A 15,717-nucleotide genomic window follows, 5' to 3' on the forward strand; every position below is an offset into this window, starting at 1 on the left:
CTCAATGCGCAGCGCCCCAGCTCGGGCCGGTGCCGATATCGACGGCAAGCGGCACGTCGATCCTGACCAGCGGTTCGGCGGCTGAAGCCATGACGTCACCGATCACGGCCGAGGCCGATTCCACTTGGTTTTCAGGCAGTTCGAAGACCAGTTCGTCGTGCACCTGGAGCAGCATTCTGACGTCATCGAGCCCTTCCTTCGCGAGCGCCGGCCGCATCCGCGCCATGGCCCGCTTGATGATGTCGGCGCTGGTTCCCTGGATCGGCGCGTTGATTGCCGCGCGCTCGCTCCCCTGGCGCTCGTGCTGGACCTTGCTCTTGAGGCGCGGGAAATGCGTCTTGCGGCCGAACAGGGTTTCGGTGAAGCCGGCCTCGCGCGCCGCGGTCAGCGTCTGGGTGATATATTGGTTGATGCCCGGAAAGCGCTCGAAATAGCGGTCGATCATGTCCTGCGCTTCGTCCGGGGTGATTTCCAGCCGTCCGGCCAGGCCCCAGCGCGATATCCCGTACAATATAGCGAAGTTGATCGTTTTCGCCTTGCCGCGCGTATCGCGGTCGACCTCGCCGAACAGCTCCTGCGCCGTGCGGTTGTGAATATCTTCGCCTGCCTCGAACGCTTCCTTGAGCGCCGGCACATCGGCCATATGCGCGGCGAGGCGCAGCTCGATCTGGCTGTAATCTGCGGCGAGCAGCACATTGCCGGGCTCGGCCACGAATGCGTAGCGGATCTTGCGGCCCATTTCGGTGCGGATCGGGATATTCTGGAGGTTCGGTTCGGTCGAGGATAGCCGCCCGGTCTGCGCGCCGGTCAGCGAATAGCTGGTGTGGACGCGCCCGGTTTCGGGGTTGATCTCCGCCTGCAACGCGTCGGTATAGGTGGATTTGAGCTTCGACAGCTGGCGCCAGTCGAGAATCTTCTGTGCGATCGGCTCGCCGTCGCGGGCGAGGCGCTCCATCTCGTTGACGTCGGTCGACCAGACGCCCGATTTTCCTTTGCGCCCGCCTTTCAGGCCCATCTTGTCGAACAGGATCTCGCCGAGCTGTTTCGGACTGCCTATGGTGAAGGGTTCGCCCGCAATCTCATGGACCTCCTTCTCGGTCGCTTCCATCTGCTCGGCGAAATCGGCCGACAGCCGCGCGAGCTCCTCGCGATCGACCTTGACGCCCGCGCATTCCATGCGCGCGATGACCGGAACCAGCGGCCGGTCGACCAGCTCATAGACCCGGGTGACCTTGTCGACCGGCAGGCGCGGCTTCAGCCGCTTCCAGAGCCGCAGGGTCACATCGGCGTCTTCGGCTGCATATTCGGTCGCCTTGTCGAGCGGCACCTCGGCGAAGGAAATCTGCTGCTTGCCGGTGCCGACCAGGTCCTTGAACTTGATACATTCATGACCGAGGAACAGCTGCGCGATCTCGTCCATGCCATGGCCGTGCATTCCGGCCTCGAGATCGAAGCTCATCACGATCGTATCGTCGATCGGCGCAAGAACGATGTCATGCTGGGTCAGCACGCCCATGTCATATTTGAGGTTATGGCCGATCTTGAGGACGGCCGGGTCCTCGAACAGCGGCTTGAGCTTGGCGATCGCGGTATCGAAATCGATCTGGTCGGGATTTTCGCCGAGCAGGTCGCCGCCGCCATGGCCGAGCGGGATGTAACAGGCCTTGCCGGGCTCGGTGGCCAGACACACGCCGACCAGCCGCGCGGTCACCGATTCCAGACTGTCCGTTTCGGTATCGACGGCGATATGGCCGATGCGCCGCGCCTCGGCGATCCACCTGTCGAGCGCGGTTTCTTCGGTCACCGTTTCATAGGCGCTGCGGTCGATCGGCGGTTCGTCCTCCGCCTCCTCGGCACCCGTTTCGCTATGTTGCGCCATCTCGGCACGGGCCGTGTCGCCGCCGATCCGGGTGAGCAGCGACTTGAAACCATGATCGGTGAGGAATTCGCGCAAGGGCGCTTCGGGAATCCCGTCCAGTTCGAAATCCTCGAGAGGTTCGGGCAGCGGGACGTCGTCCTTGAGCGTCACCAAGACGCGGGACATCCGGGCATTGTCCGCCTGTTCGATCAGATTTTCGCGCATCTTGGACTTTTTCATGTCCGGCGCCGCCTCGAGGACAGCGTCGACCGTGCCATATTCGTTGATCAGCTTGGATGCGGTCTTGGGGCCGATACCGGTGACGCCGGGAATATTGTCCGACGTGTCGCCCATCAGTGCGAGCACCTCGCCGAGCTTGTCGGGCTCGACGCCGAACTTGTCGAGCACGTGATCGCGGCCGAGCTTGCGGTCGTTCATGGTGTCATAAAGATCGAGGCCCGGTTCGATCAGCTGCATCAGATCCTTGTCCGAACTGACGATTGTGACCTTCCAACCGTCCCGGAGCGCCACCTTGGAATAGGAGGCGATGAGGTCGTCCGCCTCGAACCCGAGTTCCTCGATACAGGGCAGCGAAAAGGCGCGCGTGGCATCGCGGATCATCGGGAATTGCGGGACGAGGTCCTCGGGCGGCTCCGGCCGGTTGGCCTTGTACTGGTCGTAGATCTCGTTGCGGAAAGTCTCCGCACTCGCATCGAGGATCACGGCAAGATGGGTCGGGCCCTCCTCGGCGTTGAGCTGGTCGACGAGCTTCCACAACATGGTCGTATAGCCATAGACCGCGCCGACCGGCTCGCCGCGCACATTGGTCAGCGGCGGCAGCCGGTGATAGGCGCGAAAAATATAGCTCGATCCGTCGACGAGATAGAGATGCTTCCCCTCAGGCATCGGGCGGGTCTAGCCGATGCGCGGCGCGGGGCAAAGGGCCTCTAGATCGCGCTTTGCCCGCGCCGGTCGCGCCACCACGCCCAGGCCGAAAAGGCGATCAGATAGATGCCGCACCAGCCATAGGCCGGGATCAGCCCGATCGTCAGTGCGAGGCCGCCGATCGCGAGGGACATGCCGATGCTCGCCAGGCAATGGAAGAACATCATCGTCGATGTCGTCGTCGCGCGGCTCGCGCCGCTCATCACCCGCTGAAACTTGGCTTCGCCGAGCACCCAGACGGGCGCGGCGCAGATATAGGCGAGCATCAGCGGAATCAGCAGCCAGGCGGATTCGGCGATCCCCGCCGTGAAGAGAAAGAGCCCGGCGACGAGCGGAAACAGCCAGCCGCCCGCGCGAAAGCCGGCGAAGCGATAGGCGGCGACATTGGCGGCGGCATAGGCGGCGATAGCGAGGGCGCCGATCAGTCCGAAAGTCCAGATCGGCATCCCGACCGCGAGATAGTAAAGCGGATCGAATTCCTCGAGCACGCCGAACAGCATGATCCCGAGCGTCAGATAGGCGGTGATGAAACGCAGGTCCGCGCTCCGCCGGAATTCGCCGAGCGCCTCGGCGAAATGGCTGAGATAGCCCGGCTTCTCCTCTCCCGCGTCAGAACGCAGACGGATATCGGGCAGCCAGAAGGCGACGATCGACGCCAGCGCCAGGGGCGGGATCGCCAGCCACAGCGCGAGCGGCATCGAAAAATGGCCGACGATCCCGCCGAGGACGAGCGCGATGCCGGCGCTGATCTCGACGAGCGCCCGGTCCCGACCGAGAATGCGGTCATAGTCGTCGGCCTGACCGGCCGCCTCCATATGCTCGTAGAGCAGGGCCTGCTTGCAGCCCGATACGAGCGAATCGGCGAAGCTCCAGACGACAAAGCCGATTGCGAAGAGCGCGAAACTGCCGCCCGCCAGCGCCCAGATCGCGAAGGCGGTGGCTTTGACCAGCGGCGCGGCCATCATTTGCCAGCGGCGGTCGAAATGGTCGGCCAGCGCCCCGGACGGCATTTCGAAAGCCGCAGCGACGGCCGACCAGATAACGAAGAGCAGGGCGATGCCCCAGACGTCGAGCCCGCTCAGCTGAAAATAGACCGTGTAGATCGCATAGCCGAGCATGAAATCGAACAGGAAGACATAGGCGTAATAGGCGCGCAGGAAGCGGGGGAGAGGCATCGGGGATTCCAGCGGATGACGGATCAAGGCGGCGAAACGACGTTTGGAACGCGGCGGCGGTCTGGCTTCCGCGTTCCCGTGCGCCGCAGCTAAAGGCGGAGGGCGGCACAAGTCCGCCCGCCCCAGTCAGGTCATTTCGTATCTGCTGGTCATTCCCGCCCGATACTATGGTTTGAGGACGGTATCCACCGCATTCTTCGCACGGTCCGGATAGTCCGTCGTATAGTGCAGGCCGCGGCTTTCCTGGCGCGCCAGCGCCGAACGGACGATCAGCGCGGCGACTTCGATCAGGTTGCGGAGCTCGATCAGGTCGGGCGTCACGCGGAAATTGCCATAATATTCGTCGACTTCCTGGCGCAGCAGCTCGACGCGATGCTGGGCGCGTTCGAGACGTTTCGTCGTGCGGACGATGCCGACATAGTCCCACATGAAGCGGCGAATCTCGCGCCAGTTGTGCTGGACCACGACTTCCTCGTCGGAATCGGTCACCCGGCTTTCGTCCCAGGGCTGGATGGCCGGCGGTTCGGGAAGCGAGTCCCAGTTCGTGCTGATATGGTTGGCCGCCGCTTCGCCGAACACGAAACATTCGAGCAGCGAATTGGATGCGAGCCGGTTGGCGCCATGCAGGCCGCTCTCGCTGACCTCGCCAGCCGCATACAGGCCGGGCAGATCGGTGCGGCCGTCGAGATCGATGCGCACGCCGCCGCACGTATAATGCTGGGCGGGGACGACCGGGATCGGCTCCACCGTCATGTCGATGCCGAGGCCGATCAGTTTGTCGTGGATATTCGGGAAATGCTCTTTCACGAATTCGGGCTCGCGATGACTGATGTCGAGATGGACATAGTCGAGCCCCAAGCGCTTGATCTCATGGTCGATCGCGCGGGCGACGATGTCGCGCGGCGCGAGCTCGGCGCGTTTGTCGAATTCGGGCATGAAGCGTTTGCCCGGATCGGGCGCATCGTGCGGCAGTTTCAGATGCCCGCCTTCGCCGCGCACCGCCTCGGTGATCAGGAAATTCTTGACCTCGAGATTGTAGAGGCAGGTCGGGTGGAACTGCATGAATTCCATGTTGGAAATGCTGCACCCGGCGCGCCAGGCCATGGCGATGCCGTCGCCGGTCGCGCCGCGCGGCGCGGTCGAGAAGAGATAGGTGCGCCCGGCTCCGCCGGTTGCGAGGATCGTCGCGCGCGCGGCAAAGGTCTCGACATGGCCGCTGGCCTTGTTGAACGCATAGGCGCCCCAGACATGGTCGGTCTCGGTCGGCGCATCGGCGTGCCGGTCGGTGATCAGGTCGATCGCTACCATGTCGGGCAGCATGGTGATATTCGGATTGGCCTCGGCGGCCCGTTCCAGCGCTTCCTGCACGGCCCATCCGGTCGCGTCGTCGACATGGACGATACGGCGATGGCTGTGTCCGCCCTCGCGGGTGAGGTGCAGGTCGCCATCCGCCTCGACATTGAAGGGCACGCCGAGTTCGACCAGCCGCGCGATCGCCCGCGGCGCGTTCTCGACGACGAACTCGACCGTTTCCTTGCGGTTGAGCCCGGCGCCGGCGTCCATCGTGTCCCCGATATGGCTCTCGAACGTATCCCCGGGTTCCAGCACGGCGGCGATCCCGCCCTGCGCCCAGGCCGTCGATCCGCCCGATATCTCGCCCTTGGCGAGCACGAGCACCTTGAACCGCTCGGCGAGCGTAATCGCTGCCGTCAGGCCGGCCGCGCCCGAGCCGATGATCAGGACGTCGTGATCGATCACGCGGCGGTCCGGGTCAGGTTGAGAAAGACGTCCTCGAGATCGGCTTCGCGCGTCGAAACATCGATGATGTTGTGGCCGGCTTCACCCAAGGCCGAAAGCACCTCGCCGGCATTCACCCGGTCCTTGCGATAGGTGATCGAAAGCGTCCGTGCGTCGATCTGTTCGACCTTTTCGAATGCGGCCTTGTCCGGCGGTATCGCGATGTCGTTTTCCACCGTGACCACGACGGCTTTCTCCTGCGCCATGTTCACCAGTTCGCGGGTCGGCTTGTCGGCGATGAGCTTGCCGTGATTGATGATGGCGATCCGGTCGCACAATTCCTCCGCCTCTTCGAGATAGTGCGTCGTGAGGACGACGGTCACGCCGCCCGCATGCAGTTCGCGCACATAGTCCCAGAGCTGACGCCGGAGATCGATGTCGACGCCGGCCGTCGGTTCGTCGAGCACGAGCACCGGCGGCGAATGGACCATCGCCTTGGCCACCATGAGCCGGCGTTTCATGCCGCCGGAGAGCGTGCGGGCATAGGCGTCCGCCTTGTCTTCGAGGCGGACGGCCCTGAGCAATTCGGCAGTCCGCTTCGCGCTCCGGGATACGCCGTACAACCCGGCCTGAATATCCAGTGTCTCAGCTGGTGTAAAAAAGGGATCGAACGTGATTTCCTGGTTGACGATGCCGATGCTCGCCTTGGCATTGCGGGGATCGCGGTCGATGTCGAAGCCCCAGATCGAAGCTGAGCCCGCGGTTTTGTTGACGAGGCCGGCGAGGATGTTGATCAGCGTCGACTTGCCGGCGCCGTTGGGGCCGAGCAGTCCGAATATCGTGCCGCGCGGTACCGTCAGATTGACGCTGTCGAGCGCGCGGGTTGCGCCCTCGTAGATTTTCGTGACGTTTTCGACGCGAATGGCTGCTTCTGTCATGTCCGCAGCGCATAGCGCGTCGCACCGATGGCGCAAAGCGTCGCCGGCCTGTTTATGCTTTTCATGTCCTTAACCAGACTTGTTCGGCGGATGTTTGCTGTTTTTCACGATAAGCGGTTTCGGGGGAACATACTGAAATGATCCGCAAAACAGCCATTGCGCGCCGGGGGGCGTTTATCGGCATAGCATCGCCGCTCCTGCTGGTCGCAATGCCGCTTGACGCCGCAACCACGAATGGCACGGCCGAAACCGCAATCCTGCAGCAACTGGCGCTGACCCAGGTCTCGGTTCTCGACTTCGGCACGATCATTCCCAGCAACACGGCCGGGCGCATCAATATCCGCCGGAACAACGGCGTGTGCGTCGCCCAGGGCGGGGTGACCCTGATCGGCACCGATTGCCAGCGCGGCGAATTCCTGATCACCGGACCGTCGGGTCAGCGCGTGCGCATCACGACGGCCGCCGCGCCGATCACGCTCTCGCGCCTGGGCGGCGGCGCAACGATGACGATGGACCGCGTGCGGATCAACGGCAACCGGAACAAGCGGCTGGACGCTGCGGGCCAGCGGACTTTCTATGTCAGCGGCCGGTTGCAGGTCGGCGCCAACCAGGCCCCGGGCGTTTATGACGGGACGTTCGACGTCACCGTCGACTATCGCTGATCCCGACAATCCATAGAGGATGGGCCGGATCGCGCGGCCCGGTTCGAACCGGCGATCCGATCGCTTGTCTTCAGCAATACTCTAGCGTGCGTGACGGGACCTAGAAATAGGTCACGGTGATCTGGAACTCGCCTTCATAGACGCCCGGGGCCTGGTTGGCGCCGACCTGCAACCTGCCCCCCACGCGCAGATCGAGCAGGCCGGCATTGTTCAGGAACCGGAAAACCGGGCCGTTGAGCGTCAGCTGCGAAACATTCATGCTGCTGCCGCCGCCGACCCGATCGAGGACCGGGAGCGGGCCGCGGGTCACGAAGATGAACTGCAGCGGTCCGCCATAGGTCCAGAATTGGGCGGCCTGCCCCCCCGAGCCGGCTGCCGTGACGCCGCCGGTTACCGAGCGGGCGTCACTATCGGGATTGATGACCACTGTGCCCGCGGTAGGACCGGCGAGCAGCGTTCCGAATTCCAGATCGGTTGTATTGACCAGCGAAAGCGGCGTGACGATCACCGCCTCGGAATCGGCGCTGTCGTCAGCGGCATGCGCGGCGCCGATATGGCCCGCGGCCAAGGTCGGAGCCAGAATGGCCCAAAACAATTCGCGTTTCATAAATCCCCCCGGATCCAGAAGCGGCTTTCTGGCCGATCATCATCAATATCCGGTCAAGCTTCGTGGTTAACAGGCTGTAAGCGAAAAGATCGCGGTAAAGCTTGTCTTAAGCCTGTCTGTCAGGACCGCCTTAACGACCCGGGGCGTATTCCCGTTGCATGACATGGCAATCCATATCTTGCATCTGGCACAAGATCGTCAGCGAATTCGCGGCTTCCGCGACGCTCGCAGCGCAGATATTCCAGTCCGGCCCGGCCTGATCGGGCGGCCCGTTCGCGCAACGGGGCAACGGGCCATCTTCATCGTCGATTAGGATCGTCCAAGCCGATTGCACGGCCATCAGGCGCTTGCTATGCGCGGCGCCATCATGACCGACCAACCCGAAACCATCCGTGTCGCAGAATCCCGCGTCGCCTGTGACGGCGCCGACGATATCCCGGGCGGTGCCGCGCTCGGCCATCCGCGCGTCTGGCTCGAGATCGACGAAACGGGCTTTGTCGATTGCGGCTATTGCGATCGCCGCTTCATCCTGATTGGCGGCCCGGCCGATACCGGCGCAGGCGATAATGCGCCCGACAAGGGTGTATCCGCCGGCTAATCGCCTTATATCGGAAAGCATGACGACAGCTTCCGATCCCCGTTCGCTTCTCTACCGTCCCGATGCGCTCGACCCCGATCGCGCGCAATCGCTGGCGGCCGAGATCCTAAAGCCCGCCGACGATGGCGAGCTGTACCTCCAATATAGCGCGAGCGAGGCCTTCGCGTTCGACGACGGGCGTCTCAAAACGGCCGATTACAGTACCGAGGCGGGGTTCGGGTTGCGCGGCGTATCGGGCGAAACCACCGCCTTCGCCCATGCCAACGAGATCAGCGAAGCGGCGATCCGCCGGGCCGGCGAAACCATGCGGCTGCTCGATCCGGCGACGCAGCCGCGGCAGGCGCCGCCCCGCCCGACCAACCGGCATCTCTATACCGATAACGATCCGCTGACGCTGGTCCCGTTCGCCGAAAAAGTGGCGCTGTGCGAGCAGATCGATGCCGCGGCCCGCGCGCGCGATCCCCGCGTCGTGCAGGTAACGGCGGGGCTTTCGGGTTCGTGGAGCGTCGTCGAGATCGTCCGCCCTGACGGCTATGTGGCGACCGATATCCGGCCGCTCGTGCGACTCAACGTTTCGATCGTCGTCGAGGAAAACGGCCGGCGCGAGACCGGCTTTTTCGGCATGGGCGGGCGCTATCTCTACGGCCGCCTGTTCGAATCCGCGAACTGGAACCGGGCGATCGACGAGGCGCTGGCCCAGGCCGTCGTCAATCTTGCGTCCGAGCCCGCTCCGGCCGGCGAAATGACCGTCGTGCTCGGCCCCGGCTGGCCGGGGGTATTGCTCCACGAGGCGATTGGCCACGGGCTCGAGGGCGATTTCAATCGCAAGGGCACGTCCGCCTTTTCGGGCCGGATCGGGGAGCGCGTCGCCGCGCCGGGCGTGACAGTGGTTGATGATGGATCGATCGCCGACAGGCGCGGTTCGCTGTCGATCGACGACGAAGGCACGCCGACCCAGGAAACCGTGCTGATCGAGGACGGGATCCTCGCGGGATACATGCAGGACCGGATGAACGCGCGGCTGATGGGCGTTGCGGCCACCGGCAACGGACGGCGCGAAAGCTTCGCCCATGCGCCGATGCCGCGGATGACGAATACGTTCATGCGTGCCGGCGAAGACGATCCGGAAGAGATTATGAGCCGGGTCAAGGACGGCATCTTCGCCAAAAGCTTCGGCGGCGGGCAGGTCGACATCACGAGCGGCAAGTTCGTGTTCAGCTGTACCGAGGCCTATCGCGTGAAGAACGGCAAGATCGGCGCGCCGATCAAGGGCGCGACGCTGATCGGCGACGGCCCGACCGTGCTGACCAAGGTCGCGGCGATCGGCAACGATCTGGCGCTGGACGAGGGCATCGGAATTTGCGGCAAGGCCGGCCAGTCGATCCCGGCGGGGGTCGGCCAGCCGACCCTGCTGGTCGACGGGCTTACGGTCGGCGGGACGGCGGCATAACGGCACCACGAATCAAAGGACGAAGCAATGGCCGACTTTTTCGACGAATTGACCGAGAAGCATATCGCCTTTGTCGAGAAGCAGCCGATATTCTTCGTCGCGACGGCGGCGGCCGACGGGCGGATCAACTTGTCGCCCAAGGGCTATGACGCGTTTCGCGTGCTCGCACCCGACCGGGTCGCCTATCTCGATCTCGGCGGATCGGGGAACGAGACGCATGCGCATCTCGTCGCGGATGGGCGGGTCACGCTCATGTTCTGCGCGTTCGAGAATCCGGCGCTGATCTTCCGCATCTATGGGCATGGAAAACCCGTATTGCCGCAGGATGAGGGCTGGGCCGATCTCGCCGCGCATTTCGAGTTGCTCCCCGGGACCCGCCAGATTTTCGATATTTCCGTCGACAATGTGCAGACGAGTTGCGGTTGGGGCGTGCCGATGATGGAACATGTCAAAGACCGCGAGACGCTCAAGAAAGCGCATAGACAGATCGACGAGCAGGCGTGGCTCGACAAGGTGGCCGGACGCACCGAGAGTATCGACGGGCTGCCCGTCCGCCCGACGAACCGTTATTTCGGCGCGGACGCATAGCCGATGGCGCTCGTCGAGCTGAGCCGGTTTCCGAGCGGTGTCGAGGCAGCAATCATCCATGGCCGTTTGCAGGCCGACGGCATCGAGTCCGTCTGTTTCGACACCGGCATGAATATCGCCGAAAGCGTGGGCATCATGATCCCGGTCCGGCTGATGGTCGATGAAGACGATCTGGAAGCCGCGCTCGCCATTATCCGAGACGCCGAGGCGCAATGACGATTGCGCTCGCTCTCGGTGGCGGCGCCGGGCTGGGTTGGGCGCATATCGGCGTGTTGCGCGAACTGGAGGCCGCCGGGATCGAGGTCAACGCGCTGGCCGGAACGTCGATCGGCGGCGTCGTATCCATCGCCTTCGCGTCGGGCCGCCTCGAAACGCTGGAAGAGCTGGCCCATTCGGCATCCTCGATGCGCACGGTCTTGCGCTATCTCGGCCCCAACTGGCGTCCCGGATCCGTGCTCAGCGGCAAGGCTATCGCCAGGCTGATCGAGGAGCATCTCGGCGACCTCACCTTCGAAGCGCTTGCCATTCCCACCGCCGTCATTGCCGCCGACCTCGTATCGGGAGATTCGGTCATTCTCGACCATGGGCCGGTGGGCGATGCGATCCACGCCACCATCGCTTTGCCCGGGATTTTCCAGCCGGTAATCCGCGACGGACGGATATTGTCGGATGGCGGCGCGGTGATGCCGGTGCCGGTCGCGCCGGCCAGGGCCATGGCCGGCGGGCGTCCGGTCGTCGCGATCAACCTGCAGGGCGACTATCAGGCCCGGCGTGCGGCGGTCGGCATAAGCGGCGATCAAGATGCGCGGCTGACGACGCTTTCGGTCGTGCGCGGTGCTACCGGACTGATGCTCTCGAAGCTTGCACGCCTGTCGCTCGATCGCGATCCGCCAGACCTCGAGCTTGCGCTTCCGGTCGGTCATATCGACACGTCCAATTTCACGCGGGCCGAAGACCTGATCGCCATCGGCCGCCGTTCGGTCGCGAGCGCGATGGCCGATATCGAACGCCTCGCACAGACGTAAGCGAAAAAATTTTCAGCCGACCAGGCTCTCGGAAAACGGCCGTTTAGACCCTATTGGCGCAATATTATTCCACAAAAAATGCGATTATTGTAGCGAATCCTATTTGACAGATATGTTGCGATGCAGCAATCTTGTCCCGAACAGGGAGGCGATATGAAACTCATTATAGCTATCATCAAGCCGTTCAAGCTGGACGAGGTACGCGAGGCTCTGTCCGAAGTGGGCGTCCAGGGCATGACCGCGACCGAGGTCAAGGGCTTTGGTCGGCAAAAGGGGCAAACCGAAGTCTATCGCGGCGCCGAATACGCCACGAACATGGTTCCCAAGATCCGGATCGAGACGGTTGTCAGCGACGATCTGGCACCGCGGGTCGTCGAGACGATCGCGGCTGCGGCGAATACGGAATCGATCGGCGACGGCAAGATCTTCACGCTCGATGTCGGTGCTGCACTGCGAATTCGCACCGGCGAAACCGACGAAACAGCGCTTTAGGGACAGGGGAGCCAATAATGATGAAATACACTTTACCCGCGGTGATATTTGCGGCGGCTATTGCTGCCGAACCGGCGCTTGCGCAGGAAGCGGCGGCGGTTGCCGAAACAGAGGCGGTGTCGGGCGGCACCGTCTATATTTTTAACACGCTGCTGTTCCTGATGGGCGGCTTCCTCGTGATGTGGATGGCCGCGGGCTTTGCGATGCTCGAGGCCGGACTTGTCCGCTCCAAGAATGTATCGATGCAGTGCCTGAAGAATATCGGCCTCTACTCCATCGCCGGCATCATGTTCTGGGTGCTCGGCTACAATATCGCCTATGGCGTCGCCGAAGGCGGCTGGCTCTCCGGCACCTGGGCGCCATACGCCATGCAGGCTGTGGGCGAGGCCGATACCGGCACCGGCTATTCGGTCGCGTCGGACTGGTTCTTCCAGATGGTCTTCTGTGCCACGACGGCCTCGATCGTTTCGGGCACGGTGGCCGAGCGCGTGAAGATCTGGCCCTTCTTCATCTTCATCGTCGTGCTGACCGGCGTGATCTATCCGATCGTCGTCAGCTGGGAATGGGGCGCGGGTGCGCTCGACGCGATGGGCTTCTCCGACTTTGCCGGTTCGACCCTCGTCCATTCGACGGGCGGCTGGGCGGCGCTTGCCGGCGCGCTGATCATCGGTGCGCGGCTCGGGCGGTATACCGACGGCAAGGTCAACGTGTTCCCGGGCTCGAACATCCCGCTCGCGACGCTTGGCACCTTCATCCTCTGGCTCGGCTGGTTCGGCTTCAACGGCGCGTCGCAGCTCGCCATGGGCACGATCAGCGACGTCAGTGATGTTTCGAAGATCTTCGTCAACACCAATATGGCGGCTGCCGCCGGTGTCGTCGTCGCGATCATCGGTACGCAGATCCTCTACAAGAAGATCGATGTGACGATGGCGCTCAACGGCGCGCTGGCGGGCCTCGTCTCGATCACCGCAGAACCGCTGACGCCTTCGGTGCCCGCGGCGCTGTTCATCGGCGGTGTCGGCGGCCTGATCGTGGTGCTTGCCGTGCCGTTGCTCGACAAGCTCAAGATCGACGACGTCGTCGGCGCCATTCCGGTCCATCTGCTGGCGGGCATCTGGGGCACGCTGATCGTGCCGCTAACCAACACCGAGGTGCCGTTCATGGCGCAGCTCACCGGTGTCGCCGCGGTCGGCGTGTTCGCCTTCGGTGCCAGCGCCATCGTCTGGATGGCCCTGAAATACACGATCGGCGTCCGCCCGGACGAAGAACATGAAATGGGCGGCATGGACCATACCGAGATCGGTGTGGAAGCCTATCCGGAATTTGTGAGGGCCTGACCGCTCCTCGCACACGAGGTTCGTTCCCGCGAATGACTGGGCCGGCGAGGCGACTCGCCGGCCCATTTTTCACTGGTCGATATAGCCGTCGTCCCATAGCCGGGCGGGATCGTGGCTGCGCAAGTCGATCCCGAAATCGGCGACACCCTTGAGCGGGAACAGGACATTGAGCCAGCCCGCGAGCACCTCTTCGTACTCGTCACCTGCGACCCCGCGATTGCGGAGCGTGAGATCCGTGCCGCCCTCCCCATCCGACGCCAGCTCGAACACCACGTCCGTGCCGAAATAGCGGAAAGCGATTCTGGAGGGCGGCTCACTGGTCCCCACCAGAGTCTCGGTTTCGACGCCGTTGATGAAATGCATCGCAATCCGGCCGCCGGATTGTCGGGATCTCTCGCACCAGAAACGCTCGCGGCCCTCATCGGTCGAAAGCAGTGTAAACACGTCTCCCGGAGGCGAGGCCAGGTGCAGCTTCCAGACGATTTCCTCGCGCGAAGAAGGAAGGGCCATGCTCAGGTCCCGCGCGGCACCGGTTGTCCGGCGAGGCGTTCCGGCGGCGCTTCCGCAGCGTCTTGCCCTTCCTGCTCCCGCCAGCGCGCCTTGATCGTATCGGATGTGTCGCGCGACCCGTCATGGCTCCAGCCCGGCGGGCGGAAGATATAGCCGAGCTTGTTGCGAATGCCGGGAACGGTCGCGACATCCCTGGCGATGCCGATCCATTCGTGGAAGGCTGCCCATAACAGGTTGAAGCTGCCGAGATTCTTGATGATGCCATAGCGCGGCCGGTCGTCGCCGCGCTCGGGCTCGAAAGTGCCGAACATCCGATCCCAGATGATCAGCATCCCGGCATAATTCTTGTCGAGATAGCGCGGATTAGTCGCATGATGGACACGGTGATGCGATGGCGTGTTGAGTATCGCCTCGAACCAGCGCGGCATCCGGTCGATCGCTTCGGTATGGATCCAGAACTGGTAGACGAGGTTCACGCCGCTCACGAAGAGCAGCATCTCGACCGGAAATCCGATCAGGACGATCGGCAGGCTGAAGGCGAAGGAGAGGCTGAAAAAGCCGGTCCAGGTCTGCCGCAGCGCGGTCGAGAGATTATAATGCTGGCTGGAATGGTGGATGACATGGCTCGCCCAGAACCAGCGGACGCGATGCGCCATCCGGTGAAAGACATAATAGGCGAGATCGTCGAGCAGGAAGACCATGATCCACGCCCACCAGACATAGCCGATGTCGAACAGGCGAAACTGATAGAGCCAGACCGAGAGCGCGATCACCGCCGATCCGGTCAATGCGCCCGCGACCGTGCTACCGGTACCCAGCAGCAAGGAGGTGAGCGTGTCCTTGGGCTCATAACGGCCCGGATCGACCCGGCGCGCGACCAGCATTTCGATCAATATGAGGATGACGAAGGCCGGTACCGCATATTGGACGGGATCGGGGAGCTCATTCATGGGCCGCCTCCGATTGACGTTTCCCGAGATTCTCTGACCAATGCGCGGCGGCCGCCTCGCCGAGATCGAGGCGCAGATCGCCGAACAGCCGCTCGCCTGTGGCGATCACGAGTATCGCGTTTTCGTGCGCCGCCCGAGGCGCTTCTCGCAGGACCCGCGCCACGATGTTGGCGCCGTGCTCCCGCAACAGAACGAAATCGCCGGCGGCCCCTGCCACCAGCGCCGCCTTGCCGTCGCGGCTCACGGCCGCCCCGGCGGGCACGAAGCCGCTATGCGCGTCGCGCGCCAGCTGTTCAGCCTCCGCTTCATCGCCAATTCTCGGTGTCTTGCCCATGCCGAGAAACCACGCCGCCGCCGCCAGCGCGAACACTGCGGCCAGCGAACCGATGAGTGTGAGCCAGTTCATTTGGCCGCGGCGAAGGCGTCCATGATCGACCGGATCGGCGCGACGTCGTAGCCGGCGCCGGCCGCTTCCTCGGCGATCGTTTCCGGATCGCGTCCGTCATGCGCTTCGGCCAGCGCCCAGAGCAGTGTGGAGCGCGTGCCCGAGCGGCAGAAGGCGAGCGTCTTGGCATCATTGCCGTCGAGCGCCTCGCGCATCGCCTCGACCTGAGGCACCGAGAAGCCGGCATGGGTGACCGGAATTGCTACATAATCCAGCCCCGCGTCCGCAGCGGCCGCGGCAATGGTCGCACCGGCGGGCTGGTTCGGATCCTCGTCGTCGGGCCGGTTGTTGATGATCAGTTTCACGCCCTGGCTGGCCGCTTCGGCGACATCGTCGGTTGAGATTTGCGGCGAGGCCAGAAAGCGCTCGGTTACGGTGCGGAACATGCTGGTCTCCTCTT

General features: G+C 63.7%; 17 protein-coding genes. 8 read left to right on the forward strand and 9 right to left on the reverse strand.

All coding sequences use genetic code 11. From position 1 onward, the window contains the following. Position 1: 1 nt before the first annotated feature. From polA to HFP57_RS12130, 4 genes are all read right to left on the reverse strand, one after another. Positions 2-2,764: a DNA polymerase I gene (gene polA / locus HFP57_RS12115; protein ID WP_176870004.1), complete on the reverse strand. Its 2,763-nt coding sequence runs from the start codon at positions 2,762-2,764 to the stop codon at positions 2-4. Positions 2,765-2,805: 41 nt separating this feature from the next. Next, positions 2,806-3,978: an MFS transporter gene (locus tag HFP57_RS12120; protein WP_176870005.1), complete on the reverse strand. Its 1,173-nt coding sequence runs from the start codon at positions 3,976-3,978 to the stop codon at positions 2,806-2,808. Between the two features lie 165 nt (positions 3,979-4,143). Beyond that, a complete protein-coding gene (gene nadB / locus HFP57_RS12125) occupies positions 4,144-5,733 on the reverse strand; it encodes an L-aspartate oxidase (RefSeq protein WP_176871297.1) in 1,590 nt (529 codons plus the stop codon). Then, complete coding sequence (locus tag HFP57_RS12130; RefSeq protein WP_176870006.1) at positions 5,733-6,653, reverse strand: ABC transporter ATP-binding protein; 921 nt, start codon at positions 6,651-6,653, stop codon at positions 5,733-5,735. The genes nadB and HFP57_RS12130 overlap by 1 nt, the downstream gene beginning before the upstream one ends. A gap of 137 nt (positions 6,654-6,790) precedes the next feature. Between HFP57_RS12130 and HFP57_RS12135 the strand changes: the two genes are divergently transcribed. After that, positions 6,791-7,315, forward strand: a complete 525-nt coding sequence (locus HFP57_RS12135) for a DUF4402 domain-containing protein (protein ID WP_176870007.1) — start codon at positions 6,791-6,793, stop codon at positions 7,313-7,315. Between the two features lie 100 nt (positions 7,316-7,415). Here HFP57_RS12135 and HFP57_RS12140 read toward each other — a convergent pair whose 3' ends face one another. Next, complete coding sequence (locus HFP57_RS12140; RefSeq protein ID WP_176870008.1) at positions 7,416-7,922, reverse strand: DUF4402 domain-containing protein; 507 nt, start codon at positions 7,920-7,922, stop codon at positions 7,416-7,418. A 367-nt stretch (positions 7,923-8,289) separates the two neighbouring features. On the opposite strand from HFP57_RS12140, the gene HFP57_RS12145 reads away from it, so the two are divergent. From HFP57_RS12145 to HFP57_RS12175, 7 genes are all read left to right on the forward strand, one after another. Beyond that, positions 8,290-8,520: a zinc-finger domain-containing protein gene (locus tag HFP57_RS12145; RefSeq protein WP_176871298.1), complete on the forward strand. Its 231-nt coding sequence runs from the start codon at positions 8,290-8,292 to the stop codon at positions 8,518-8,520. Between the two features lie 19 nt (positions 8,521-8,539). Beyond that, positions 8,540-9,970, forward strand: coding sequence for a metalloprotease TldD (gene tldD / locus HFP57_RS12150; RefSeq protein WP_176870009.1), 1,431 nt, complete (start codon positions 8,540-8,542; stop codon positions 9,968-9,970). A gap of 27 nt (positions 9,971-9,997) precedes the next feature. Beyond that, positions 9,998-10,558 (forward strand): pyridoxamine 5'-phosphate oxidase family protein, encoded by a 561-nt coding sequence (locus tag HFP57_RS12155; protein WP_176870010.1) that lies wholly within the window; start codon positions 9,998-10,000, stop codon positions 10,556-10,558. Positions 10,559-10,561: 3 nt separating this feature from the next. Beyond that, entirely contained in the window at positions 10,562-10,774 is a 213-nt protein-coding gene (locus tag HFP57_RS12160; protein WP_176870011.1) for a putative signal transducing protein, read from the forward strand. After that, complete coding sequence (locus HFP57_RS12165; RefSeq protein WP_176870012.1) at positions 10,771-11,583, forward strand: patatin-like phospholipase family protein; 813 nt, start codon at positions 10,771-10,773, stop codon at positions 11,581-11,583. The genes HFP57_RS12160 and HFP57_RS12165 overlap by 4 nt, the downstream gene beginning before the upstream one ends. 153 nt (positions 11,584-11,736) lie before the next feature. Continuing rightward, positions 11,737-12,075 (forward strand): P-II family nitrogen regulator, encoded by a 339-nt coding sequence (locus HFP57_RS12170; RefSeq protein WP_176870013.1) that lies wholly within the window; start codon positions 11,737-11,739, stop codon positions 12,073-12,075. Between the two features lie 17 nt (positions 12,076-12,092). Continuing rightward, complete coding sequence (locus tag HFP57_RS12175; protein ID WP_176870014.1) at positions 12,093-13,412, forward strand: ammonium transporter family protein; 1,320 nt, start codon at positions 12,093-12,095, stop codon at positions 13,410-13,412. Positions 13,413-13,481: 69 nt separating this feature from the next. Here HFP57_RS12175 and HFP57_RS12180 read toward each other — a convergent pair whose 3' ends face one another. From HFP57_RS12180 to HFP57_RS12195, 4 genes are read right to left on the reverse strand one after another with little or no spacing between them, the layout of a single operon-like run. Further along, positions 13,482-13,922, reverse strand: a complete 441-nt coding sequence (locus HFP57_RS12180; RefSeq protein WP_176870015.1) for an SRPBCC domain-containing protein — start codon at positions 13,920-13,922, stop codon at positions 13,482-13,484. A gap of 2 nt (positions 13,923-13,924) precedes the next feature. Further along, positions 13,925-14,872: a sterol desaturase family protein gene (locus HFP57_RS12185; protein ID WP_176870016.1), complete on the reverse strand. Its 948-nt coding sequence runs from the start codon at positions 14,870-14,872 to the stop codon at positions 13,925-13,927. Then, positions 14,865-15,278: a beta/alpha barrel domain-containing protein gene (locus HFP57_RS12190; protein ID WP_176870017.1), complete on the reverse strand. Its 414-nt coding sequence runs from the start codon at positions 15,276-15,278 to the stop codon at positions 14,865-14,867. The genes HFP57_RS12185 and HFP57_RS12190 overlap by 8 nt, the downstream gene beginning before the upstream one ends. After that, positions 15,275-15,703, reverse strand: coding sequence for a protein tyrosine phosphatase family protein (locus HFP57_RS12195; protein WP_176870018.1), 429 nt, complete (start codon positions 15,701-15,703; stop codon positions 15,275-15,277). The genes HFP57_RS12190 and HFP57_RS12195 overlap by 4 nt, the downstream gene beginning before the upstream one ends. Positions 15,704-15,717 lie beyond the last annotated feature (14 nt).

This window comes from Parasphingopyxis algicola (genome assembly GCF_013378075.1).
In the GTDB taxonomy this organism is placed as follows: domain Bacteria; phylum Pseudomonadota; class Alphaproteobacteria; order Sphingomonadales; family Sphingomonadaceae; genus Parasphingopyxis; species Parasphingopyxis algicola.